Raw genomic sequence first — 22,700 nt, 5'->3', positions numbered from 1 at the left:
TTATGCAGACAATGGTTCTGTGGGCGGTAGGGCACTTGCTTCATCTGGGTTCACGGAATCAATCTTTTTTTCAACTCTTTTATCGTGAAGCCACGCAATGCCGGCGGCTAGGAAGAACAACATAATCATCGGAATTGCTAGTAAGAACATTGAGAGAACATCTGCGGCAGGTGTTGCAATTGCGGTGAACAACGTAATCATCAAAATAGCGATTCGCCATGACTTGAGGATGCTCTGAGCAGAGATGAGACCTGCGAAGTTAAACAACACGAGGAAGACCGGCAACACGAAAGCGACACCAACCACAATTACTAGTTTGAGCACAAAATCAAAATATGTCTTTGCTTCAATAATTGACGTATCTTCGCTAGGAGCAAAGCTTGTCATGAGAGCAACAATATGCGGATAGACATACCAACCTGCTGCGCTGCCCAAAAAGAACAGAGGAATCGCACTGAACATAAAGCCCAGCGTGTATTTCTTTTCTTTTTTTGTCAGGCCTGGAACAAAAAAAGCCCAAATTTGATAGAGCCAAAACGGACTAGAAATAACAATGCCCACTGTAAAAGCGATTTGTAGCTTGAGGTCGAAGGCACTCGTTATTGAGTTGTAGTTAATAGTGGCGACACGATCTTGTGTTTCTGCTACTGCGTAAATGGGATCACGCAACAAAGCCAGCAAATAATCAGAGGCAAACCACCCTACTACTGCGCCCAGAACAATGAATAGCGCAGCTAAATAGAGTCTTTTCCGCAACTCAACAAGATGCCCGCTTAAGGGCATTCTAGCTTCGCGTGCCGAGCTTCGGCGAGGACGTATCGCCATGACCAATTTAGGAGGTCTTGGGTGAATCGTTATTTTCGTTGCTGGGCTGGTCAGCAGACTTGTCATCGTCCTTCATTTGCTTTACCTCACTCTTGAAGATTCGCATGGACTGACCAAGTGAGCGTGCGAGACCAGGAAGTTTTGGTGCCCCGAACAACAGCAGGACAACAGCGATAATGATAAGCAGGTGCCAACCAGAGAGATTTCCAAGCATCATTTTGTCCTTAGTACACGAGGGATAGTTCTAGTTTAGGCGGTATAACTGGCAAGTGCCTGATTGGCCCATTCCTGGACGGCCGATACTGCTTCTGATGGTGAAATCACACGAATGAGTCCGGGCACTTGAGCGACAAATATGGGGACAGATTCCAAGTTTGCGAAGGACACCTCTACGGCGACCGATTCTTCACCTAAGTGAGAAACAATCTGCGGGTTATACGCAGAGATGAGGGACAACGCCGCAGTGTCCACATGGAATTGCACACGGAGATCTGTTGCAGAAACATGGAAAAGTTCATCAGTTAGCTCATTTGCTGATACCGGAGAAGAAAACTTTTGCTCTGAAAGTTCAAGTTCAGAAATTCGATCTAACCGAAAAGTTCGAAGAGCCTGCCGGTCATGGCACCATGACCTTAAGTACCAGGTCGGCCCAACAAGATCTAGTCTCAATGGATCAACTGTGCGAACCTGCTCAATTCCTTGACCGTTCCTGTAACGAAAACTTATAGAGCGCTCTGACGTAACTGCAGAAGTAAGGACATCAACATCAACTGGCATCTCTGCAGCGCTGATCAGAAGATTCTCTGGCGCTACAGAGGCTCCTGCGGATATTTTGTTCAGCAACGTCGAAATAATCTCTTTGTCGGAATCTGGAACAATCCCGGAAATATACTGAAGACCCGCAACGAGTGCCGCAGCTTCTCTTGCAGAAAACTTAGGGGTAGCTTCGACCCCGACATGAGACCACAGTTCTACCTGAGCTTGATTATCAAACAACTCCCAATTGATATCAAACAAATCAGAATGCTGATAAAAACCGTTGTCTCCAGGAATTCCTGACACTGCCAAGAGTTGGACTAATTCCTCAACCTGAGTAGTCGTGATGTCAAAATGTTGTGCTAGGTCATCAACAGAAACAGGTCCATGTTCTAGAAGATATGGAACAAAAGACATTAGTAATGTGACTCGATCAGAGGCTTCAAGTCGTGATGTGTTGACCATTATTTCCCCTGAATATTAACTATTGACTCAAATCGTGAGATCACTGCGGAGATTAGTTCTGGAGGAGAAACAACTCTGAGTTGGTGTCCAAATTTCACAAGATCGTCAGCAAGAATCTCTAGATCTGAGAAACCAAAAGTCAGCGTTGTGAGATCGGAACTTATCCCCTGCTCTGATGCGATACGAAGTTGCGCATCAGAACCAGGTACAACCTCGATGACAGCTGTGTTCTTTTGTGTGAGTTCTAAGAGTTCTAACTCGAGTTGTTTCGCATAAGAAGCTTCAACTCGTGGGAATGTTTTTTGTGGAACTCGAACGGGATTAGTGACAATTCGCTTGAGCAGAAAGGTACGTTGAGCATCCACCTCCAAGTCGTGAGCAAGTACGTACCATAGACCCCTCCACTGAAGCATTGCCAAAGGTGCAACAGTTCTTAGCTGCGGTTTGGCTATTCCAGGTTTGAGGTAGTTGAAAGTCACTATGAGTTCGGCATCTAGTGCTTCCTCAATTGCTGTAAATGCTTTGTCATTTGTTCGAATATGAGGCGCTACGCCAATGAGCGGATCATTGGCAGAAATCCCCATAGATTTAATTTTGGTCAGAGCATGGCGTGATTCATTTGACAGAGAAGCTTCTCGCCATGCAGTAGCAGCAAGGTTGATGAGAGTCATTTCTTCTGAGGTGAAAGTTACATCGTCGGGGAAGTCATAATTCTTGCGAGAAATTGAATATCTAATGTTGTGCGTTTGGCCTTCCTCTTCAGGAAGCTCAAGAGTGTCAATAACAACACCCATCGCGCGAATTTCTTCTTTGTCTCGTTCGAACATTTTGTCGAGTGCAGTGTTTGCTTTGAAATCGTAAATCTCTGCATAGCCTCGAACCGAGCGCAGGATCTCCGTTTTTGTCAGACCTTCTCTCGAAGAAACAAGGGCAAGAATCAGACTAAAAAGACGGTCTTCTTTCTTGACGCGAGTCCCAGCTTTTCCTGACATACCTGACTACTTTGTTGTGCCCAATATGTCGATAACGAATACAAGTGTCGAACCTGGAGGAATGGTTCCGTTGTCCTGGTCACCGTATGCAAGCTCAGGTGGAATGACAGCAAGAATTTGTGACCCGACAGTCTGGCCTTCAATTGCTTGAGCAAAACCTGGAACGACCCCGTCGAGGCTAAATGTTGCTGGAGTACTTCGAGACCAACTCGAATCAAAGACAGTGCCATCACTCCATAAAACTCCGGTGTAGTGGACAGTTACGGAAGCTCCAGAAGAAACTACCGGACCATCACCTTTGATGAGGACAGCAGTTTCAAGCTTGGCCGGCGGAGCAGTTTTGGGCACTGTGATACCAGGAACACCATTAGCGTCGAGGACAACTGTAGGCATCCCATCAGGAGATGGCTGTGACTTACCGGTTGCTCGAGCAAGGCTCGTTGAAACCAGATCGGCAATGACAACGATTGAAGTATTTTCTCCTAAGTCGCCAATGTTATTTCCGTTAGGGTCTAGCAGATCACTTGGTGCGATGACAGAAACGATTTGGCTTCCAGCATTTGCACACTGAAGAGTTGCAATTAAGCCACTGACGAGAGTGTTTTCAGAAAGAGTTGTGGTTTGAAGATCAGAGCCGTCATAAGAGGTTTGACCGATAAGTTCCCCGGTTTCACCGTTATACAGTGTGAAGTCGACTGCTACTGCTCCTCCTGGAAGAGCAGGGGCACCATCGCCTTCAACAAGAATTTTGCGTTCAGTCTTTGTGGCCTTGAGTGGGGTTGGGAAGGTCGCTGACGGAATTTCTCCAAAACTTCCATCTACCTTGACCGAGTCAACAACCGAACCGCTAGAAGCTAACGGGGTGCACTCCGTTGTATTGGAATTCGAACCCGAGCATCCGGCAAGACCAGTGACAAGAGCAAGACTAGCTACAGCTGCAACAATTCGACGCATAATTCCTCAGAGTCCATTAGAAGAGTTGTCTCCCCTACAGTTCAAGCTTAGAGCGGAGTGTGCGTTCTAGACTTCAGGCTGGCTGTCCGAAGACTGTGAAAGTTCTGCGCTTTCTGTTGCGTTTCGAACTCGTTTACGAAGACTCTTTGGACTTATTTCACGTCCACCCAAAATACCTGGTGTCCAGGCTTCCATATCTTCATCGGTGAAGTCTGATTTAGACGCACGACGTTTAAGATCAGGTAAGTATGCACCTGGGGCGAGTTTTCGTGCTGTGACCAAAAATGCAGTGTGCCCGATCATTCGATGTTCAGGACGCACTGCGAGTCCTTCAACATGCCAACCGCGAACAATAGTTTCGCTGGATTGGGGGTGCGTGAATTGACCAGTGGCACGTAAGGCTTCAACTACACGTGAAAGTTGGGTCACTGTAGCCACATACATCAGCACTACACCGCCAGGAACAAGAGCTTCAGCAACCATGTCTACACACTCCCAAGGCGCGAGCATGTCAAGAACCACACGATCGGCTTCGCCGGGTCGCACAGTTTTTGGCAAAGCATCTTGCAAATCACCAACAGTAACAGTCCAATTTTCAGGAGTGAACCCATGAAAAGTAGCTGCGTTGAGTTCAGCTATTTCAGCAAACTCTTCTCGACGTTCAAAGGAAAACAAGTGGCCATGTGGTCCAATTGCGCGAAGTAACCACAGTGAAAGAGCACCGGAACCCACCCCCGCTTCGACAACACGTGCACCTGGGAAGATGTCTGCCTGACCCAAAATCGCTTGAGCTTCCTTGGGATAGATTATTGCAGCACCGCGGGGCATCGACATGACAAAATCAACCAACAAAGGTCGCATCACCAAATATTCAATGCCTGAACTATTCAGCACAACTGAAGCATCAGGTAACCCAATGATGTCGTCATGTTTGATCACGCCACGATGCGTATGGAATTCATCTCCAGGTTTGAGAGAAACAGTATTGATTTTTCCTTTGGGGTCTGTCAGCTGGCAGCGATCACCTGCTCGCAGGGGGCCTGGTAAAAAACGTGGAGCGATGTCGTGGTTCATAAAGTTGCCTGTGATCGTTGTGCGAATAAGTTGAAAATCTGTTCTGCATCGACGCCAGCGAGGGTATCTAAAATCACGTCTGCTGGCTGATTCACGAGTGAAACAATATTTGTAATTCCAATTGTGAATGCACCAGAAGCGGTGGCTGAACGAACGCCCGAGGGTGAATCTTCAAAAGCAACGCACTGGCGTGGGTCTACTGAAAGTTTTTCTGCACCAAGAAGATATGCCTCAGGATGTGGCTTGGATTCGACCACATTGTCACCGGCGACAACATCGTGAAGTGGGATACCCGGAATACGTGCGACAACTGCTCGGGCCATTCGTTCGATGGACATTGTCACAAGTAGCTGAGGCAAACCTGCAGCTTGAAACTGATGGATGAGCTCTACAGCGCCTGGGCGCCAAGGAACTGCAATCTCCAATTGCTCAAGTACGCGATTGGTAAGCGTTTGAACAATTTCATCCACCGATAGTGTGACGCCGCGTTCTTGGAGTTTCACAGCAGTGGTTGGCAAACCATTACCAACAAGTGCTAATCCGTCTTCGTGAGACCAGGTTCCGCCGAATAATTCAACAAGTTCTTGTTCAGCAATAATCCAATACTCTTCTGAATCGACAATTGTGCCGTCCATGTCCCAAAGAATTGCTGCTGGGCGAATCTGCGTGTTGGGTTTGTCGGTACTCACTCGACTAGCCTACTTGTCGGTGGTGGGCCGGTATTCTTATCTAGTAACAGATCGGGGCAATACAGGTGAACAAAGACCGTCATCCTTTTCGCGGCAGACTTCTCGTCGTTGCTTTTGAAGGATGGAATGACGCAGGTGAAGCTGCCAGCTCCGCTGTACGAACTTTGCAGGAACAGCTTGATGTAGTTCCACTTCACACAGTTGATCCAGAAACCTATTACGACTTCCAGTTCAATCGTCCAGTCATCGGTTTTGATGACGACGGAAATCGTTCTCTAACGTGGCCGACCTCGATTCTCTATGCCCCCATGGTTCCTAGTGATGTTATTGAGGAGGTTCTCGAAGATGATCTGCTCGAAGTTACTGGAACTAATTCAGGAAATATCTATCTACTGCAGGGTGTAGAGCCGAGTCGAAACTGGCTTACTTTCACCAATGAAATTTTGGATATTGCGCTCGCTGCAGACATTTCCGCAATAGTTCTTCTCGGGGCCATGCTGGCTGATGTGCCACACACCCGACCCATTTCAACATTTGTCAGTAGTGAAAACGCAGCAGTTAGACACGAATTTGATGTTGAACGAAGCAGCTACGAAGGCCCTGTGGGTATCTTGAGTGTGATTGCTGCCGCTGCAGAAGAAGCAGATATCCCCACGGTTGCTATCTGGGCTTCAGTCCCCCACTACGTTCACCAAAGTCCAAGCCCGAAGGCAACATTGGCCCTCATCGACAAGCTCGAAGAAATTGTTGATGTCGTGATTCCCCGAGGAGAGCTGGTCGAAGAGGCAGCAGCATGGGAAGAAAACATCAACAAACTTGCCGCCGAAGACGAAGATATGTCGGCTTATATTGCTCAACTTGAACAGGCACGAGACATGGTTGACTCCCCCGAAGCTACAGGAGAATCTTTGGCTCAGGAGTTTGAACGTTTTCTGCGTTCAACGGACAAGCCTGGCCCCGAAGGAAATGAGCCACCAAAGGGCGTTTAGCCCTGAAGCACACCTGTCGCTAAGAGAACCAATATTGTTCCGCCGAGAATAACCCTATAGACGACAAATGGCCAGAAGCTGTGTTTGCTGAGCCAGTTCATCAAGAAGGCAATCACGCCTATGCCAACAACAAATGCAACAACGGTTGCAGATAACGTTTCCAGAGGCCCAAAAACTTGCGGGCCTGAAAAACTTTTGGCTAGCTGATAGAACCCACTTCCAAAAACTGCTGGAAGGGCCAAAAGAAATGAATATCTAGCAGCAGCAGTTCTGCTGAAGCCCATAAACAAACCAGCAGTAATTGTTCCGCCAGAACGAGAAACTCCCGGTATCAAAGCTAATGCTTGCGCGAAGCCAAAGATAACACCCCGACCAACGCTCAGTTGCTGGAGACTGCGAGTCTTCCTCCCAACGACATCGGCAACACCCATCAGAATGCCGAAAATAATTAACATGCTTGCGACAAGCCACAATGATCTGAAAGTAGTCTCAATTTCGTCCTGAAAAACAAGGCCCAAAAAGATGATGGGCAGCGAGCCCACAATAATAAGCCAGCCCATTCGTGCATCTGGGTCGTTTCTTGGTGCTTTTCCGACTAATGCTCGTGACCATTGTTCAACAATACGAACTATGTCTCTCCAAAAGTAGACAACAACGGCTGCCTCTGTTCCGAGTTGAGTAATAGCAGTAAATGTTGCCCCAGGATCAGCTCCATTGGGCAAGAATTCGCCGATAATCCTCAGGTGTGCCGAGCTGGAAACGGGAATGAACTCTGTCAGACCTTGAATAAACCCGAGGAAAAGTGCGTCAAAAAAACCCATAACTTCGACAGTAGTTGTGTTGCACCTCAGCATGAGGAGGCACAGTGCACTTTGAAGATAATTCTTCGTGCTAATGTTGTTTCTCGGTAGTTATCTACCATCACCTGCGCGGGTGGCGGAATGGCAGACGCGCTAGCTTGAGGTGCTAGTGTCCGTAAGGACGTGGGGGTTCAAGTCCCCCTTCGCGCACAATAAGAAATCCCCGAGAATCTCGGGGATTTCTTCGTTTAGCTTGCAGCTTGAAGTTCTTCTTCTGCAAGTGAGGCTTTCCATGCAACAAGCTTGCGAACGGATGCGCTCTTGTCGGATGCCAGAGTTTCCATGACGTCCTGCGGAACAAAAAAGTTCACAGCAACCCAACTGCGCACTTGTTCACTCTTGTCTGAAGCAAGGAAACGAAGAATGTCACAGGGTGTGGTTTCGTTTCGTGCAACACAAATACGAACACCTTCGTTCTTATCCTTTGCAAGCTTCCACATAACCTCTTCAGGTACGTGATAACTCAGAGCAACACTTTCACGAATTTTGGGATTCTTATCAACCGCCATGATCCGGAGGCGGTTAATCTTGGTTTCACCAAATTCTGGACCTAGAAACTGAGCAACAGCTGTTTCGTTGAGTTTCTTGTCGTTACGCAACATATCAAGCTGTGCACGCTGTGCTGGGGTATTGAATCGTATGCAAGACATGAAGAAATAGTACTTCGAAAAAACCTTCAACTTATGATTGAAACACCTCATGTTGCGTGTATTTCAAAATTTAGGACTATATCTAGTTATTTCACGGGTGAAGAGATACGTCGCCTCATCAAATCAATACGTGCTTGAAGTTGAGCAACTGTTGCTTGTGCAACAGGCGGACCACCGCATGTTTGACGAAGTTCAGTATGAATAATGCCGTGTGGCGTATTTGTCTGTTTACTCCATAACGCAACTAAGGAGTTCAACAAAGCCCGCTGCTCTTTCAAGCTTCTGTGCAGAGGGATGCTGCGGTTCTCGGCAACATCGCGAGAGCGACCACTTCCACGCTGAGCTTGGCGTCGCTGTCGAAAACGCAGAAGGTCAGCAATTTGTTCTGGTTCTAATAAACCAGGAATACCGATGAAGTCATGTTCTTCGAGAGAACCTGGCTCTGCGTAACCACCAAACTCCTCCCCTTGAAACATGACCATGTCGAAGTTTGCATCTGAACCTAAGATCGCGAACTCATTGAATTCTTCGTCTATTTGTGAAGAAGCTTGTTCTTCCCTCTGCGCAAGTTCAAATTCAATCATTTCGGGATTATCGCTCTCTGCAGCAGAGGACCTGCGTTCGAGAGCATGATCACGTTGAAGTTCGAGCTCTTGAGCTAAAGCTAGGAGTGAAGGAACATTGGGCAAAAAGATCGACGCAGTTTCACCTCGGCGTCGAGCACGAACAAAGCGCCCGACAGCTTGTGCAAAATATAAGGGTGTAGATGCACTTGTTGCATACACACCAACTGCAAGACGAGGAACATCTACACCCTCAGAAACCATCCGAACAGCAACCATCCACCGGTTGTTGGATAAAGAAAACTCTTCAATCTTCTGGCTTCCACCGACCTCGTCACTGAGCACAACAGTTGGTTGTTCGCCAGTAATTGTGTGAAGAATGCGTGCATAGGCTCTGGCATCATCCTGATCTGTTGCAATAACAAGACCAGCTGCATCTGGAATCGAATGTCGGACTTCACTCAAGCGAGAATTCGCCGCAGTTAATACTTGGGGAATCCAGTCACCACTTGGGTCAAGAGCTGCTCGCCAGGCTTGAGAAGTCACATCCTTGGTATTGTCCTGCCCAAGACGCGCTTCCATTTCGTCCCCAGCTCTGGTCCTCCAGCGCATTGAACCGGCATAAACCATAAACATGACAGGACGGACAACACCGTCCTGCAATGCACGTCCATATCCGTAGTCATAATCTGTTTGAGAAACTAATACACCGTCGCGATTGGGGAGATAACTCACGAACGGAATTGGCGCTGTATCACTACGAAAAGGTGTTCCAGTAAGAGAAAGACGCCTCTCAGCTCGTGAAAAAGCCTCCCTGATACCGTCACCCCAACTGAGGGTATCCCCACCATGATGAACCTCATCAAGAATGACTAGTGTCCGAGCCGACTCCGTCAAGTCTTTGTGAACATGTGCCTTCATCGCAATTTGTGCATAAGTCACAGCAACACCATGGAACTGTTTACCGTGGCGTTTGTGCGCATTGGTGAAATGCGGATCTAGCCGAATGCCAACTTTATGCGCAGCATCAGCCCATTGTGTTTTCAAGTGTTCTGTTGGAGTGACAACTGTAATGCGATCAATCACACGGCGGCGAAACAGCTCTGTGGCGAGACGCAATGCGAAGGTCGTCTTTCCTGCACCTGGTGTTGCTGCGGCAAGAAAATCTTTTGGCTCATGCCTGAAATATGCATCTAATGCCTCGGTTTGCCACGCACGTAAGTTATCAGCAGTTCCCCATGGAGCGCGAGCGGGATATGCAGGAGAAAGATGTTCGGCGGCAAACGAACCAATGTGTGTCGTTTCCCCTGTCATAGTTTGTTTAGTCTATGAAATCGAACAGTAATGCGTGTGGAGTTCACTCGGTGAGTGCGTATAAAACAACAGCACTGGCTGATGCGACATTGAGCGAATCAACGCCGTGTTTCATCGGAATGGTCACGACCGAATCACATACCCCTAAGGCCTGTCGCGAAAGCCCATCGCCCTCAGAACCAAAAACTAGTGCAACCTTTTCAGGCGGATGAGTTGCGAAGTCCTTTAGTGAAATGGCCTGGTCAGAAAGCGCAAGAGCTGAAATATGAAAACCATATTTGTGGAGTATCTCTCTTGCTTGTGCCCACTCTGGAAGTCTTGTCCACGGAATCTGGAGAACTGCGCCCATCGAGACACGGACAGACCGACGATAGAGAGGGTCAGCACAGCGAGGAGAGATGAGAACGGCATCAGCACCGAGGCCGGCTACCGCCCTGAATATCGCCCCGACATTCGTATGGTCAACGATATCCTCCAAGACAACGACACGCTTTGCGCCTGAGAGAAGAGCACTCAAATCGGGCAATCGGGGACGATTCATCGAAGCCATTGCCCCCCTGTGCATGTCGTATCCAGTCAACTCTTCAATAAGGTCAGCCGGTGCAACAAAGACCGGGCAGTCATACTTGGCAACTAACGGCTCAATGTCATTGAGCCACTGTTCTTGAATCAAAAAAGCCCGAGGGACGTGGCCTGCTGAAAGTGAGCGTTGAATGACTTTAAGAGATTCAGCTAAATACAACCCACCTTCAGGTTCGAGAACCTTTCTCAATGCAACGTCGGTAAGCTGAGTGAAATCTACGAGCCGCGGATCAGATAGATCAGAGATTCTCAACACCGTGGACATACGTTCAGTTTGCCAGTTTTCTGAAACATGAACGAAATGCAAATGACCTAGGCTTGCGGCCATGGCCGCAATTGTCCAAGAAACCACCCACATTCAGGGGCTGGAATCTTTAGTTCAATTAGTAACAGGTCGACGTGTTGCCGTTCTTACCGGCGCAGGTGTCTCTACCGATTCAGGAATCCCTGATTACCGTGGACAAGGTGCCTCTAAACGAACACCAATGAACATTTCTGACTTTCTCAATAGTGAACTTGCCAGAAAACGTTATTGGGCCGGAGCACACGTTGGATGGAAAAGTTTTTCTCAAGCTGAACCCAACCAGGGTCACCTGGCTATCGCCGCCATGGAACAAAGCGGAATCATCGAGGGAGTCATCAGCCAAAACGTAGATGGACTGCATCGTCGTGCAGGAAATTCTCACGTAGTGGATCTGCATGGCTCACTCGATCGAGTGATTTGTTTGGAGTGTAGCCAACAATTTGATCGAATCAGCATTGAACAGCAACTAAGTGAAAAGAATCCTTGGCTTGAAGAGCTGAGCAACATTGTCCTTGCACCTGACGGTGATGTCGATGTTTCAAATTTCAACGAAGTATCTATTCCTGCGTGTACTGTTTGCGGTGGAATTTTGAAACCTGATGTTGTATTTTTTGGGGAATTCGTTCCTGCCAAAATCTTTGCGGCTGCTCAAAGCCTGATTAAACGCGCAGACGCTCTCATTGTGGCAGGGTCATCTTTGGCAGTGAATTCTGCTGTGCGATTAGTAGATCAGGCTAGGCGTGAGAAAAAGCCGATAGCCATTATCAACAAAGGTATGACAAAGGGTGACCGTAGGGCAGCTATAAAACTTGACGGTGGTACGAGCCCAATATTGACAGCTCTTGCCCATGAATTAGGGTCAGGATACCTTTACGAGGACATCGAATAATTCTTGTGCCGAACTTTCCCAGCTGAAATTGCTTGCTTGTCGGCGAGCTGCTTTAGATGCTCTGTTCCAAGTATCTTGGTTTGTGAGCGATCTCACAGCTTTCGCAAAAGATTCTGGGTCATCAGGGTCAGCAAATAGAGCAGCGTTTCCGCCAATTTCATGAAAAATGCCAATGTCTGAAATGACCACAGGAGTTCCGAGGCTCATTGCTTCTACAACAGGAATACCAAAGCCCTCATCTTTAGAAGCAGAAACTAAAGCTGTGGCGTGGGAGAGTAAATCAAAGTAATCCACATCAGAAATACCATTGTGGAAATGAATTTGAGCATTTGGAGCTATTTTTTGGAGTCGTGTGCGATCGGCATCACTGATTTTGCTCAACAAATGAAGGGTGAAATCAGGAAGTAAAGCGGTTGCTTTGACGAGTGTTTCAACATTTTTATAGGGCATGAAAGAACCCATGTACACAAGGGATTGTGTTCTTTCGCCTGCTACTGCAACGTCAATGTCTTCAGAAATACTGTCTGCAGCATTGTGGACAACATATACAGGCTTAGAAGTGAGTTTGTTCTCGAGGATGAGTTCTTTAGTCGTCTCTGAAACTGCCACAACTGTATCGCTGTGTGAAAGAAGCAAACGTTGCGGCCACCATGCAGTGTGATAAAGCCGCCACAATATGCGAATAGGCCACGACAGATTTCGTGGCGGGGTGGGGTGCGCATAATAGATCAAGTCATGAACGGTCAAAACAAGTCGATACTTGCGTCCCCGGGAACCAATTGTCTGCATTGGGCTAAACACAATATCCGGAGAGATTGAGTTGATCTGCTTTGCGATACCGCGTTCTTTGATACTGGTGGGAGAACTAACTAGGTGGTGTGGAAGTTCTGGCAACATAGCAAGTTGCCGAAAATCACTGATGAGCATGATGAGCTCATCGCCGTTACGCCTCACAAGTGGAATGAGGTGCTCAACAAGTCGAGCACTAAAGCGCGAAATTCCATCATGATGATCCACGCGCACATATCGACAGTCAAAAGCAATGCGCATTATTTCTTGACCTTATCTAAGAAAGCCTGAATATGCTTGGCTGCGAAATCTGGAGCCTCATAATGAACAAGGTGTCCAACACCTTCGACTACTTCAATCTGCGCTCCTGGAATTCGTGACGCGAGAAGTTTCTGTTCTGGCAGTGCAGTGATGTCGTCTTTATCAGCAACGAGCATGAGCAATTCCTGATGAATTTTAGGAGCAAACATGCTGACGTCATTAGAAACGGAAGTTTCGAATGCTTCCAAAACTGAGTCCCGGGAGTCAAACAGGCTGAAATATTGATCGTGCTGTTCGTGAATCCACTGACGTAAGTTTTTGTCATCCGTCTTAGCCATGGTTTCACTCATGACCCGAACAATCAGTTTGTTTTTGAGTAACGCATAACCAGCACGTGCTGGCAGCGCAGCCGCTGCTTTGTAATAAAGAACTGCCAGACGAGTCATGATGCCGCGGGGACCTTTGAGTGCATTCGCCGCTATGGGATTAATCATTATTATTCTGCGCTGTGTAAGGCCCTGAGCGGCAGCACCACCAACAACAATTGAGCCAAAAGAATGCCCCAATACAACAACATCCTTGTCGGCACCGATTACCTCAAGAAACTGTATGAGCCATGTGCTGAATGAGTCAATATTTGCTGGTGAAGGTAGCGCTTCTGAAAGACCAAAACCAGGTAAATCAGGTATGACGGCATGAACTCCAGGCCCCAATTCGGCAACGATGGGCTCTAAGCCGTGATGATCTCCACGAAATCCATGTATCAAAACCAATTGAAGTGGAGATGATGAGTCACCATATTCCCAATAATCAGTTCTGAGGCCAGAGACGTCGACAGAAGCATGAACGGTTGGAATTTGTTCAAGCTTGGAAGCATAAGGAGAAACAGCAGGCATTGCCTCAAGTGTAGGCGCACCGAGCCGCTAAAGCCTGCTTGTCCGTCGGAGAACCTAAAGTGAATGACGTGACCAACACTGGATTGCCCGAATGGGCTAACGTAATTGCTGTTTTTGATACTGAAACGACGGGAATTGCCCCTGAGACGACACGTATCGTCTCAGCGAACGTCAGCGTCCTCAATCCCTACGGCGAGGTGGAAGACGAACATAATTGGCTCATCGATTGTGGAATAGAAATTCCAGAGCAAGCAACGGCAGTGCATGGCATTACGACAGAACGCATGCGTTCACAAGGCGCACCAGCTCCCGACAGCATCTATGAGCTACTGAGTATCATTTCAAGCTTTATGGATCAAGGAATTGGCGTCGTCGCATACAACGCTTCTTATGACTTCACAATTCTTGACCGGGAAGCAAAAAGATACGGGTTTGATCCCATTGAACTACCTAGACCAGTAATTGATCCACTCATCATTGACAAGCAGGTCGATAAGTACCGCAAGGGCAAAAGAACGTTAGAAGCTGCCGCTGCTCATTATGGTGTTGCGCTCACTGACGCACATGATGCTGCGGCAGATGCAATTGCAGCGGGACGCGTTGCCCAAGCTATTGGGAAAAAGTATGCAGCGGATCTGGCTTTTCCCGCTGAAGAGTTACATGACCTCCAGGTGACCTGGGCCAAGGAACAAGCTGAAAGTTACGCTAACTGGCGTCGGAGTCAGAACCTGCCGGTTTACCCTGGAGATGGAATCTGGCCTGTGAGATAGCCATCAAACACAAAAAGCCCGGTCCAATGACCGGGCTTTTTTAATGAAACTAGAGAATTACTGGCCAAATCCAGCAAAACGCTTGTTGAACTTCTCAACACGTCCTGCGGAGTCCATGATGCGCTGCTTTCCTGTGTAGAAGGGGTGTGATGCGCTAGAGATTTCAACGTCGATGACGGGGTATTCGTTGCCATCGGTCCACTTAACAGTCTTTGAGCTGGTAGCGGTGGAACGTGTCAGGAACGACTCTCCCGAAGCCAGGTCGTGAAATACGACTGGTGCGTACTCGGGGTGGATGTCAGACTTCATCGATATTTCCTTAATTTGACGTTGTTCGTCAGACGACGAACAAGAAGCTTTTAGTCAGCGCTTTTCAGCGGGCCGACTCATCATATTATCAGAAACTAGAGGGTTGCTTGCGCCGAGTAGCGACCATCATTGGAGAACAGAGAAATTTTGACACCGAACACGTCTGAAAGGTTCGCTTCTGTCAGTGTGGATTCAATAGGTCCAGCGTAAGCTGCGGTTCCATCCTTCATCAGAAGAACATGGGTAAACCCGCGTGGAATTTCTTCAACATGGTGAGTAACCATGACGATTGCAGGAGCTGACGGGTTTCCGGCAAAAAAACCCAACATCTGCAAAATTTCTTCACGCGAGCCCATATCCAGTCCAGCTGTTGGCTCATCGAGTAAGAGCAATTCCGGGTCGGTCATGATCGAGCGCGCAATTTGCATACGCTTTGCTTCACCCTCAGAGAGTGAAACAAGAGTGCGATCGCTGAAACCTTCGAGACGCCACTCAGCAAGAACGCGTCGGGCACGCCTTATATCAATGTCTTCAAACTGTTCACCACGACGTTCAGCAGCGGCATATGCCGCGGTGATAACAGCGTCCGAAACAGTTTCTGTTGGAGGAATACGCTTGGCCATGCTTGAGGAGGCATAGCCCACTCGAGGACGCAACCATTCAGGGTCTGCCGTGGCAAGATCTTCATCGAGAACGGTCACCTGTCCGCTGGTTGGGATGTCCCATCCAGCAGCCATATCTAACAGTGACGTTTTCCCAGCACCGTTAGCGCCAAGAATGATCCAGCGTTGGTCACTTGTCACATCCCAATCAAGGTCAGAAACAACGGAATGCCCGTCGCGAACAAGAGACGCGTGAGAAAACTTAAGAACCTGGACCATGTCTCAATGCTAACGACTAGTTATGCGCGAACTAAGTTGTAAATAGACCGTGTTTGCTCTGCAATTGCCGCCCAGTAGAAGTGTGTGCGTGCTCGTTCGCGAGCAGCAACACCCATACGACGAGCCCGTTCTATATCCGAGACTGCATTAATCATTGCCTGAGCTAAATCAGCGACATATTGTTCAGGATTTAGAGGCGTCCCAGTGCCATCTTGAAGTTGTTCAATAGGGACTAACCAACCCGTTTCTCCGTCTGCAATAACTTCCGGAATTCCTCCAGTGGCTGTTCCCACCACCGGTATTCCACAGGCCATGGCTTCTAAATTGACGATTCCAAGAGGTTCATAAATGGAGGGACATACGAAAGCAGTGGCTGATGTCAAAATGGCAGCAAGCTCGTGTCGCGGCAGATGATCAGGAATCCAGATAACTCCAGAACGTTCCTTCTGCAGTTGAGAAACCCTGAGTTCTACTTCTTGCTTGATTTCCTCAGTGTCTGGAGCACCAGCACACAAAATCAGCTGTACATCCTCAGGTAGGGCTTGAGCTGCCTTGAGTAAATATGGCAAACCCTTTTGCCGTGTAATTCTGCCGACAAAAACAATTGAAGGGCGTGACGAATCTACCCCCCACCGCTCCAAAAGTTCAGGATTAGATGTTGGAGCCCAAGCCTGAACATCAATTCCGTTGTGAATGACGTGCACTTTGCTGGGATCGATATCGGGGTAACTTCGCAGAATATCCGAACGCATGCCGGCGGAAACAGCAATTACTGCATCTGCACTCTCATATGCGTTGAGTTCTATGGAGCTGGAAACTTTGTATCCGCCGCCGAGCTGTTCTGCTTTCCATGGCCTCAAAGGCTCCAGACTGTGAGCTGTAATGACGTGAGGAATTCCATGCAACTGTTGAGAAAGCCGTCCAGCTTCATTGGCATACCAGGTGTGCGAATGAACGATGTCAGCCCCAACAGTGTCGTTTGCCATCAGGAGATTCACACCAATGGTCTGCAACGCGGCATTTGCTGAATGTAGTTCTTGAGGAACCAGGTAGTTTGTCACATCGCGTTCATCACGAACTCCGCCAAAGCAGCGAACGTGAATCTCATCACTTGCGCGCAAAGCCTTTACCAATTCAGCAACGTGAACACCGGCACCGCCATAAATCTCAGGCGGATATTCCTTGGTGAGTAAATCAACGCGCATGACAATGACGTTATCTCACCTTCAAATAGTTATCGAACGTAACCTAAAAAAATTATGTTGCTAAACCGTTACCTTGTTGCCCTACTGTTGAGAAATGGCCACGAAGGTTTTTGGAATTGTTCTCGCTGGCGGCGAGGGCAAAAGACTAATGCCCCTGACCGAGGACAGGGCAAAGCCTGCAGTCCCTTTTGGTGGGCAATACCGTCTCGTTGATTTTGCGATTTCGAATCTGATTAATTCAGGGCTTCGCCAAATTGTGGTCCTTACTCAATACAAATCACATTCACTGGACCGTCACGTCTCCCAAACGTGGAGAATGTCTGGTCTTCTTGGCTCTTATGTTGCCTCCGTTCCAGCACAACAACGCTTGGGAAAGAGATGGTTTTCGGGTAGCGCAGATGCCATCTTGCAAAGTTTGAACCTCATCCGTGACGAAAAACCTGACATTGTCGTTGTTGTTGGCGCCGATCACGTTTACCGTATGGATTTTGATCAGATGATCCAAGCCCACATTGAATCAGGACGCAAAGCCACTGTTGCCGCTATTCGCCAACCGATTCGTCTAGCTGATCAGTTCGGTGTCATCGAAGTCGATGACAAGGACGTGACAAAGATTTCCAGATTCCGTGAAAAGCCAACCGATGCAGTGGGACTGCCAGACAATCCTGGTGAAGTTCTTGTATCCATGGGTAACTATGTGTTTGACGCAGATGCCCTAATTGACGCCGTTGAACGTGATGGTGAACTCACAGATTCAAACCACGATATGGGAGGAGACATCATTCCCTATTTCGTGAGTGAAGATCAAGCGGGTGTTTATGATTTCCAACGGAATGATGTTCCAGGGTCAACTGATCGCGACAAATATTACTGGCGCGACGTGGGAAGCATCGAAAGTTTTTTTGACGCCCACATGGATTTGATTTCTACATTGCCCGTCTTCAACCTGTACAACACTGAGTGGCCTATTTACTCTATGCAGGTCAACTCTCCCCCAGCCAAATTTGTTCGTGATGCACGAGGACGCGTTGGAGCAACAATTGATTCTGTCGTCTCTCTGGGTTCTTTGTTGTCTGGTGCTCACATAGAAAGAAGTGTTCTAGGACCATGGTGTCAAGTTGATTCAGGTGCAAGCATCCATGACTCCATCGTTTTTGACCATGTCAATGTTGGACAAGATGTTGAAATTCGCCGAGCTATTCTTGATAAGGAAGTCGTTGTTGAACCCGGTTCAAAAATCGGTGTAGATCACGAACGCGATAAAGCACGAGGGTTCACAGTTACTGAATCCGGAATCACCGTCGTCGGCAAGGGAGTACGAGTAACACCATGATTGAAGACCGTAACGATTTCACCGCTACGGACTCATCTCGGTACCTCGTAGTTCTAGACGTTGACTCAACGTTGATAGAAAACGAAGCTATTGAACTGTTAGCTGAGGAAGCAGGTTCACTAGAGCTCGTCGCTGCTGTAACGGAGCGTGCAATGCGTGGCGAGCTTGATTTTGCTGAGAGTTTGCGAGAAAGAGTTGCCACTCTTGCAGGATTACCCTCCTCGGTTTTTGAGACTGTTCGATCACGAATTACAGTCACCGCAGGTGCAGAGATACTCATTAAACGAATACAGGAACTCGGCGGCACAGTAGGAGTGGTAAGTGGAGGTTTTCACGAACTCCTCGATCCGCTCGCACAGCAACTTGGCTTAGATAAGTGGAAAGCTAATCGTCTTGAAGTTGTTGAGGGAGTACTCACCGGAAACCTTGTAGGAGAGATTATTGACGCAGATGCTAAAGCAGATGCACTACGCCAGTGGGCTCAAGAAACCTCTATTCCCCTATCGCAGACGGTAGCTATCGGGGATGGGGCAAACGACCTCAAAATGATGGAGGTAGCCGCTCTGGGAATAGCTTTCTGCGCAAAGCCAATAGTTCAAGAAAGTGCTGATGTGGCCTTGAACGAACGAGACCTCAGCAAAGCCTTGGGGCTAATTGGGCTTTAGTGCCCCATACCTAATCCACCATCAACAGGAATCACAGCTCCCGAGATATAACCTGAGTCATCAGAAGCAAGCCACGCACACACCTTGGCGACCTCCGAGGGCTGAGCAAAGCGTCCTGCAGGAATGTTCTTTTTGTATTGCTCCTGCTGCTCCTCAGGCAGCGCTGCAGTCATATCGGTCTCAATAAAGCCAGGTGCGACAACATTTGCAGTAATTCCACGTGCGCCTAATTCACGAGTAAGTGAGCGAGCCATACCCACCAACGCACTCTTTGAAGAGGAGTAGTTAACTTGGCCGGCGGAGCCATAGAGTCCGACAACAGAGGAAATCAATATGATTCGACCGAATCGCGCCTTTAACATGCCCTTGATCGCACGCTTGACTACTTTGAAGGTTCCACCGAGATTGGTATCAACAACAGAGTCAAACTCATCGTCGGTCATTCGCATCACGAGGGTATCTTTGGTAATACCTGCATTGGCAACGAGAACTTCTACTGGACCAAGTTTTTCTTCAACTTCTGCGTATGCAGAGTCGAGTGAAGAACCATCTGTGACATCTGCTCGAACAGTAAGCGAGCCGGCAGGACCTTCACCAGAGCGTGCTGTGACAGCAACTCGATGGCCTTGGGAGATGAATTCCTCTGCAAGGGCATACCCAATGCCTCTGTTTCCACCAGTAATGAGTACTGTACGAACGGTCACATTTCCTCCTATTGGATGCATCGAATGCCAGCTTAGTCGTAGGCTAGTAGCACCACATCAACCTTGGAGTAGTGCTGGCAATGAAGAAGAAACTTCAGTCCGCAACAACCCTTCCACCATCCCCCGCGGACGAGCGGCGAATTCGTATGGTCAAATACACCATCGCAATGAGTATTCGTATGGTTTGCATCATTGGGATGCTCTTTGTTTCTGGCTGGTGGCTTGTTGTCTTTGCCGCTGGCGCAATTGTGCTTCCCTACTTTGCCATGATTGCTGCAAACGTCAAGATGGCACCAAAAACCTCGTATGTTGAGCGCCCAAGCACCATCGTGCTCTATCAAGAAAAGCAGTCTTGAACACAGTTCTCACCCCTCGCGAAGCACCTGAACGTGTTCCTTGGTATGCAGTCGCACTCACAAAAAGGTGGTTGACGTACCTCTTGTTGACAGCAATATTTGCAGGTACCTGTATAGCACTTTCAACGTGGCAGTTTAATCGGCGGGAAGAAGCCCAGCGAGAGATTAGCAGGGTCTTAGCAAATTACGAGGCATCCCCCATAACCCTCAATGAAGCCCTGCCGAACCTGGATACTTTCGATCCTGACGATAAGTGGATTCCAGTTACCGTAACTGGAACATATTTATCTGAAGAACAATTCATTGTTCGAAGTCGTCCACGCGAACAGCAGGCTGGGGTTGAAGTTCTTACTCCCCTGCTGACTGATCAGGGCAATGTCTTTGTTATCAACCGCGGCTGGCTTCCTGTTTTGCCTGATGGCACAGAAACATACACCCTGCCGGCACCACCATCTGGTGAGGTAACGGTAGTTGCCCGCCTGAAAGCAGGAGAACCTGCCATTCCAGGTCGCGAAGCAGCAGGAAACCAACTAGCAACGATTGAATTACCCCTCATCGCAGACATTATTGGTTACCCCACGTATACCGGTGCATACGGTGTGTTGGATTCAGAGACGCCTCCACCGAGTGAAAACCCACCATTGGCAGCCAAAAAGCCCTCATTAGATGAAGGCGCTCATCTGAGTTATGCCTACCAATGGATTATGTTCGGTGTTCTGGCATTTATCGCCTTAGTTTGGGCAATACGCAACGAACTTCGTCTACGAAATGCTGAGACAGATGAAGGTAAAGCTCGCGAACTCAAACGACAGCAAAAACGCGCGTCACAACCTACTGAAGAGGACATCGAGGATGCTCTCCTGGATCAGGCCTCTCGCTAGCGAACTGCTCGGTTAATTGCAGAAACTACTGCTTTCAACGATGCTGTTGAAATATCAGAATCGATACCAACACCCCAAAGTCGTGTTCCGTTGACATTGAGTTCAACATAAGCTGCTGCCAGGGCATCGCCACCGGCGGAAAGCGTGTGTTCCACATAATCAAAGAGCTCTACGTTGATTCCTTCTTCGAGCATGAGCTTCAGGAAGGCATCTATGGGGCCGTTTCCGACGGCATCTTTGCGAGTAACACTATCGCCATCTCGCAAGTCAACCGAGAGCTTCAGAGTGCCATTGAAATCGCTTTCGGTACGGCTTCCAGTGAGTTCAAATCGACCCCACTTGTTGACGGCGTCCTTAGCAGGCAAGTATTCATCTTGGAAAATCGCCCACAAATCATCACTGGAGACTTCGCCACCTTCAGCATCGGTTTTGTGTTGAACGACTCCAGAGAACTCAATCTGTAATCTTCGTGGAAGCTCGAGATTGTGATCCTTCTTGAGCAGGTAGGCCACTCCCCCCTTACCTGACTGAGAATTTACGCGAATGACAGCCTCATAGCTACGTCCAAGATCTTTGGGGTCTACTGGAAGATAAGGGACTGCCCACACAAGATTGTCTACATGTGTGCCTTGTGCTTGGGCATCTGCCGCCATGCGCTCAAAACCCTTTTTAATGGCATCTTGATGCGAGCCAGAGAATGCAGTGTAGACAAGGTCTCCAGCCCAGGGACTGCGTTCGTGAACCTTGAGTTGGTTGCAGTACTCAGCAGTTCGCTTAATCTCATCGAGGTTACTGAAATCGATTTGAGGGTCAATTCCTTGGGTAAACATATTGATACCAAGAGCAACTAGGTCGACGTTCCCAGTGCGCTCACCATTACCAAACAAGCATCCCTCGATGCGGTCTGCACCTGCCATGTAACCCAATTCAGCTGCAGCTACCGCTGTTCCTCGGTCATTGTGAGGATGTAAAGAGATGATGACGTTCTCGCGATGAGCAAGATGGCGTCCCATCCACTCAATTGAGTCTGCGTACACATTAGGTGACGCCATTTCAACAGTGGCAGGAAGGTTAATGATGACCTTGCGCTCGGGAGTTGGCTCTAGTACTTCAAGTACTGCATTGCACACCTCAACGGCGTATTCCAGTTCTGTACCTGTGAAACTTTCTGGAGAGTATTCGTAAAAGACCCTCGTCTCCGGAATCTTCTTCTCCATTTCACGACAGAATCGCGCGCCATGAAGAGCAATTTCCATGATCCCTTGACGGTCTTCACGGAAGACAACATCTCGCTGCAAAATACTGGTCGAGTTATAAAAGTGAACGATGGCCTGCTTGGCGCCCGCGATGGATTCGTAGGTGCGTTCAATGAGGTGGTCACGCGCTTGAGTAAGCACCTGAATAGTGACATCGTCTGGAATGGCTTTTTCTTCAATCAGAGATCGCACGAAATCAAAATCAGTCTGGCTCGCAGAAGGGAAACCCACTTCGATTTCTTTGTATCCCATCTTGACCAAAAGGTCGAACATGATGCGCTTGCGCTCAGGACTCATGGGGTCGATGAGTGCTTGATTACCATCTCGCAAGTCAACTGCGCACCAAATAGGTGCTTTTTCGATGCGCTTTGATGGCCACGTTCGATCTGGAAGATCTATGCCCAAGCTCTCGTGATACGGACGATATTTGTGCACTGGCATTGTGCTAGGGGTCTGGTTGTTCTTCATCTGTCTTCTCCTCGCGAATG

The 22,700-nt window shown here is 48.3% G+C and carries 25 protein-coding genes and 1 tRNA gene; 8 read left to right on the top strand and 18 right to left on the bottom strand.

Translation table 11 applies throughout. The features are described from left to right. The 7 genes from tatC to AURUGA1_RS03880 form a co-directional block, all read right to left on the bottom strand. Window positions 1-825: a twin-arginine translocase subunit TatC gene (gene tatC / locus AURUGA1_RS03910; protein ID WP_371412367.1), complete on the bottom strand. Its 825-nt coding sequence runs from the start codon at window positions 823-825 to the stop codon at window positions 1-3. Window positions 826-832: 7 nt separating this feature from the next. Beyond that, on the bottom strand, window positions 833-1,039 hold the full coding sequence (gene tatA / locus AURUGA1_RS03905) for a Sec-independent protein translocase subunit TatA (protein ID WP_114128958.1): 207 nt from the start codon (window positions 1,037-1,039) through the stop codon (window positions 833-835). Between the two features lie 35 nt (window positions 1,040-1,074). Then, on the bottom strand, window positions 1,075-2,046 hold the full coding sequence (locus AURUGA1_RS03900; RefSeq protein WP_114128957.1) for a YafY family protein: 972 nt from the start codon (window positions 2,044-2,046) through the stop codon (window positions 1,075-1,077). After that, window positions 2,046-3,038, bottom strand: coding sequence for a YafY family protein (locus AURUGA1_RS03895; RefSeq protein WP_114128956.1), 993 nt, complete (start codon window positions 3,036-3,038; stop codon window positions 2,046-2,048). Before AURUGA1_RS03895 ends, AURUGA1_RS03900 begins: the two co-directional genes overlap by 1 nt. 6 nt (window positions 3,039-3,044) lie before the next feature. Then, complete coding sequence (locus AURUGA1_RS03890; RefSeq protein ID WP_114128955.1) at window positions 3,045-3,992, bottom strand: FKBP-type peptidyl-prolyl cis-trans isomerase; 948 nt, start codon at window positions 3,990-3,992, stop codon at window positions 3,045-3,047. A 66-nt stretch (window positions 3,993-4,058) separates the two neighbouring features. Beyond that, window positions 4,059-5,066, bottom strand: coding sequence for a tRNA (adenine-N1)-methyltransferase (locus AURUGA1_RS03885; protein ID WP_114128954.1), 1,008 nt, complete (start codon window positions 5,064-5,066; stop codon window positions 4,059-4,061). Continuing rightward, on the bottom strand, window positions 5,063-5,755 hold the full coding sequence (locus tag AURUGA1_RS03880) for an HAD family phosphatase (RefSeq protein WP_240187398.1): 693 nt from the start codon (window positions 5,753-5,755) through the stop codon (window positions 5,063-5,065). The genes AURUGA1_RS03885 and AURUGA1_RS03880 overlap by 4 nt, the downstream gene beginning before the upstream one ends. A 65-nt stretch (window positions 5,756-5,820) precedes the next feature. Here AURUGA1_RS03880 and AURUGA1_RS03875 point away from each other — a divergent pair, with 65 nt between their 5' ends. Then, window positions 5,821-6,744, top strand: coding sequence for a proteasome assembly chaperone family protein (locus AURUGA1_RS03875; RefSeq protein WP_114128953.1), 924 nt, complete (start codon window positions 5,821-5,823; stop codon window positions 6,742-6,744). Here the strand turns inward: AURUGA1_RS03875 and AURUGA1_RS03870 are convergent. Then, window positions 6,741-7,565: an undecaprenyl-diphosphate phosphatase gene (locus AURUGA1_RS03870; RefSeq protein WP_114128952.1), complete on the bottom strand. Its 825-nt coding sequence runs from the start codon at window positions 7,563-7,565 to the stop codon at window positions 6,741-6,743. The genes AURUGA1_RS03875 and AURUGA1_RS03870 overlap by 4 nt on opposite strands. Before the next feature lie 106 nt (window positions 7,566-7,671). Between AURUGA1_RS03870 and AURUGA1_RS03865 the strand changes: the two genes are divergently transcribed. After that, a tRNA-Leu gene (locus AURUGA1_RS03865) sits at window positions 7,672-7,754 on the top strand. Between the two features lie 38 nt (window positions 7,755-7,792). Here the strand turns inward: AURUGA1_RS03865 and AURUGA1_RS03860 are convergent. The 3 genes from AURUGA1_RS03860 to AURUGA1_RS03850 all read right to left on the bottom strand — a co-directional run bounded on the left by AURUGA1_RS03860 (window position 7,793) and on the right by AURUGA1_RS03850 (window position 10,978). Further along, a complete protein-coding gene (locus AURUGA1_RS03860; protein ID WP_114128951.1) occupies window positions 7,793-8,254 on the bottom strand; it encodes a hypothetical protein in 462 nt (153 codons plus the stop codon). Window positions 8,255-8,340: 86 nt separating this feature from the next. Then, window positions 8,341-10,131 (bottom strand): DEAD/DEAH box helicase, encoded by a 1,791-nt coding sequence (locus AURUGA1_RS03855; RefSeq protein WP_114128950.1) that lies wholly within the window; start codon window positions 10,129-10,131, stop codon window positions 8,341-8,343. A gap of 43 nt (window positions 10,132-10,174) precedes the next feature. Continuing rightward, window positions 10,175-10,978 carry an RNA methyltransferase gene (locus AURUGA1_RS03850; RefSeq protein ID WP_114129714.1) on the bottom strand — a complete coding sequence of 268 codons (804 nt, stop codon included), beginning with the start codon at window positions 10,976-10,978 and terminating at the stop codon, window positions 10,175-10,177. Window positions 10,979-11,039: 61 nt separating this feature from the next. On the opposite strand from AURUGA1_RS03850, the gene AURUGA1_RS03845 reads away from it, so the two are divergent. Further along, window positions 11,040-11,906 carry a Sir2 family NAD-dependent protein deacetylase gene (locus AURUGA1_RS03845; protein ID WP_114128949.1) on the top strand — a complete coding sequence of 289 codons (867 nt, stop codon included), beginning with the start codon at window positions 11,040-11,042 and terminating at the stop codon, window positions 11,904-11,906. On the opposite strand, the gene AURUGA1_RS03840 is transcribed toward AURUGA1_RS03845, so the two are convergent. Together AURUGA1_RS03840 and AURUGA1_RS03835 are read right to left on the bottom strand one after the other, a co-directional pair. Continuing rightward, window positions 11,877-12,956 (bottom strand): glycosyltransferase family 1 protein, encoded by a 1,080-nt coding sequence (locus AURUGA1_RS03840; protein ID WP_114128948.1) that lies wholly within the window; start codon window positions 12,954-12,956, stop codon window positions 11,877-11,879. The two genes, AURUGA1_RS03845 and AURUGA1_RS03840, sit on opposite strands and share 30 nt — an antisense overlap. Continuing rightward, window positions 12,956-13,852, bottom strand: coding sequence for an alpha/beta fold hydrolase (locus tag AURUGA1_RS03835; RefSeq protein ID WP_114128947.1), 897 nt, complete (start codon window positions 13,850-13,852; stop codon window positions 12,956-12,958). Before AURUGA1_RS03835 ends, AURUGA1_RS03840 begins: the two co-directional genes overlap by 1 nt. 68 nt (window positions 13,853-13,920) lie before the next feature. Between AURUGA1_RS03835 and AURUGA1_RS03830 the strand changes: the two genes are divergently transcribed. Continuing rightward, window positions 13,921-14,622, top strand: a complete 702-nt coding sequence (locus AURUGA1_RS03830) for an exonuclease domain-containing protein (protein WP_240187397.1) — start codon at window positions 13,921-13,923, stop codon at window positions 14,620-14,622. A gap of 57 nt (window positions 14,623-14,679) precedes the next feature. On the opposite strand, the gene AURUGA1_RS03825 is transcribed toward AURUGA1_RS03830, so the two are convergent. The 3 genes from AURUGA1_RS03825 to glgA form a co-directional block, all read right to left on the bottom strand. Beyond that, window positions 14,680-14,931 (bottom strand): type B 50S ribosomal protein L31, encoded by a 252-nt coding sequence (locus tag AURUGA1_RS03825; protein WP_096381219.1) that lies wholly within the window; start codon window positions 14,929-14,931, stop codon window positions 14,680-14,682. A gap of 95 nt (window positions 14,932-15,026) precedes the next feature. Next, a complete protein-coding gene (locus tag AURUGA1_RS03820; protein WP_114128945.1) occupies window positions 15,027-15,812 on the bottom strand; it encodes an ABC transporter ATP-binding protein in 786 nt (261 codons plus the stop codon). Between the two features lie 20 nt (window positions 15,813-15,832). Beyond that, on the bottom strand, window positions 15,833-17,017 hold the full coding sequence (glgA, locus tag AURUGA1_RS03815; RefSeq protein ID WP_114128944.1) for a glycogen synthase: 1,185 nt from the start codon (window positions 17,015-17,017) through the stop codon (window positions 15,833-15,835). 94 nt (window positions 17,018-17,111) lie between these two features. Between glgA and glgC the strand changes: the two genes are divergently transcribed. Both glgC and serB read left to right on the top strand, forming a co-directional pair. After that, window positions 17,112-18,350 (top strand): glucose-1-phosphate adenylyltransferase, encoded by a 1,239-nt coding sequence (glgC, locus tag AURUGA1_RS03810; RefSeq protein WP_114128943.1) that lies wholly within the window; start codon window positions 17,112-17,114, stop codon window positions 18,348-18,350. Then, window positions 18,347-19,015 carry a phosphoserine phosphatase SerB gene (gene serB / locus AURUGA1_RS03805; protein ID WP_114128942.1) on the top strand — a complete coding sequence of 223 codons (669 nt, stop codon included), beginning with the start codon at window positions 18,347-18,349 and terminating at the stop codon, window positions 19,013-19,015. The genes glgC and serB overlap by 4 nt, the downstream gene beginning before the upstream one ends. On the opposite strand, the gene fabG is transcribed toward serB, so the two are convergent. Continuing rightward, the gene (gene fabG / locus AURUGA1_RS03800; protein ID WP_114128941.1) at window positions 19,012-19,740 is read right to left on the bottom strand and encodes a 3-oxoacyl-ACP reductase FabG; all 729 of its coding nucleotides are present in this window, start codon (window positions 19,738-19,740) and stop codon (window positions 19,012-19,014) included. The two genes, serB and fabG, sit on opposite strands and share 4 nt — an antisense overlap. Window positions 19,741-19,799: 59 nt before the next feature. On the opposite strand from fabG, the gene AURUGA1_RS03795 reads away from it, so the two are divergent. Then, the gene (locus tag AURUGA1_RS03795; protein WP_114129713.1) at window positions 19,800-20,075 is read left to right on the top strand and encodes a DUF3099 domain-containing protein; all 276 of its coding nucleotides are present in this window, start codon (window positions 19,800-19,802) and stop codon (window positions 20,073-20,075) included. Then, entirely contained in the window at window positions 20,072-20,956 is an 885-nt protein-coding gene (locus AURUGA1_RS03790; protein ID WP_114128940.1) for an SURF1 family protein, read from the top strand. Before AURUGA1_RS03795 ends, AURUGA1_RS03790 begins: the two co-directional genes overlap by 4 nt. Here the strand turns inward: AURUGA1_RS03790 and leuA are convergent. Then, the gene (leuA, locus tag AURUGA1_RS03785; RefSeq protein ID WP_114128939.1) at window positions 20,953-22,680 is read right to left on the bottom strand and encodes a 2-isopropylmalate synthase; all 1,728 of its coding nucleotides are present in this window, start codon (window positions 22,678-22,680) and stop codon (window positions 20,953-20,955) included. The two genes, AURUGA1_RS03790 and leuA, sit on opposite strands and share 4 nt — an antisense overlap. Window positions 22,681-22,700: the final 20 nt, after the last annotated feature.

Origin of the sequence: Aurantimicrobium sp. MWH-Uga1 (genome assembly GCF_003325955.1) — a bacterium.
GTDB lineage: Bacteria > Actinomycetota > Actinomycetes > Actinomycetales > Microbacteriaceae > Aurantimicrobium.
This window is presented reverse-complemented; position numbering and strand designations above follow the sequence as displayed.

Bases quoted from the DNA above. Each gene is read 5' to 3' on its own strand.
- tatC (WP_371412367.1), bottom strand. From the start codon at position 825: ATGGCGATACGTCCTCGCCGAAGCTCGGCACGCGAAGCTAGAATGCCC.
- tatA (WP_114128958.1), bottom strand. From the start codon at position 1,039: ATGCTTGGAAATCTCTCTGGTTGGCACCTGCTTATCATTATCGCTGTT.
- AURUGA1_RS03900 (WP_114128957.1), bottom strand. From the start codon at position 2,046: ATGGTCAACACATCACGACTTGAAGCCTCTGATCGAGTCACATTACTA.
- AURUGA1_RS03895 (WP_114128956.1), bottom strand. From the start codon at position 3,038: ATGTCAGGAAAAGCTGGGACTCGCGTCAAGAAAGAAGACCGTCTTTTT.
- AURUGA1_RS03890 (WP_114128955.1), bottom strand. From the start codon at position 3,992: ATGCGTCGAATTGTTGCAGCTGTAGCTAGTCTTGCTCTTGTCACTGGT.
- AURUGA1_RS03885 (WP_114128954.1), bottom strand. From the start codon at position 5,066: ATGAACCACGACATCGCTCCACGTTTTTTACCAGGCCCCCTGCGAGCA.
- AURUGA1_RS03870 (WP_114128952.1), bottom strand. From the start codon at position 7,565: ATGGGTTTTTTTGACGCACTTTTCCTCGGGTTTATTCAAGGTCTGACA.
- AURUGA1_RS03860 (WP_114128951.1), bottom strand. From the start codon at position 8,254: ATGTCTTGCATACGATTCAATACCCCAGCACAGCGTGCACAGCTTGAT.
- AURUGA1_RS03855 (WP_114128950.1), bottom strand. From the start codon at position 10,131: ATGACAGGGGAAACGACACACATTGGTTCGTTTGCCGCCGAACATCTT.
- AURUGA1_RS03850 (WP_114129714.1), bottom strand. From the start codon at position 10,978: ATGTCCACGGTGTTGAGAATCTCTGATCTATCTGATCCGCGGCTCGTA.
- AURUGA1_RS03845 (WP_114128949.1), top strand. From the start codon at position 11,040: ATGGCCGCAATTGTCCAAGAAACCACCCACATTCAGGGGCTGGAATCT.
- AURUGA1_RS03840 (WP_114128948.1), bottom strand. From the start codon at position 12,956: ATGCGCATTGCTTTTGACTGTCGATATGTGCGCGTGGATCATCATGAT.
- AURUGA1_RS03835 (WP_114128947.1), bottom strand. From the start codon at position 13,852: ATGCCTGCTGTTTCTCCTTATGCTTCCAAGCTTGAACAAATTCCAACC.
- AURUGA1_RS03825 (WP_096381219.1), bottom strand. From the start codon at position 14,931: ATGAAGTCTGACATCCACCCCGAGTACGCACCAGTCGTATTTCACGAC.
- AURUGA1_RS03820 (WP_114128945.1), bottom strand. From the start codon at position 15,812: ATGGTCCAGGTTCTTAAGTTTTCTCACGCGTCTCTTGTTCGCGACGGG.
- glgA (WP_114128944.1), bottom strand. From the start codon at position 17,017: ATGCGCGTTGATTTACTCACCAAGGAATATCCGCCTGAGATTTATGGC.
- glgC (WP_114128943.1), top strand. From the start codon at position 17,112: ATGGCCACGAAGGTTTTTGGAATTGTTCTCGCTGGCGGCGAGGGCAAA.
- serB (WP_114128942.1), top strand. From the start codon at position 18,347: ATGATTGAAGACCGTAACGATTTCACCGCTACGGACTCATCTCGGTAC.
- fabG (WP_114128941.1), bottom strand. From the start codon at position 19,740: ATGCATCCAATAGGAGGAAATGTGACCGTTCGTACAGTACTCATTACT.
- AURUGA1_RS03795 (WP_114129713.1), top strand. From the start codon at position 19,800: ATGAAGAAGAAACTTCAGTCCGCAACAACCCTTCCACCATCCCCCGCG.
- leuA (WP_114128939.1), bottom strand. From the start codon at position 22,680: ATGAAGAACAACCAGACCCCTAGCACAATGCCAGTGCACAAATATCGT.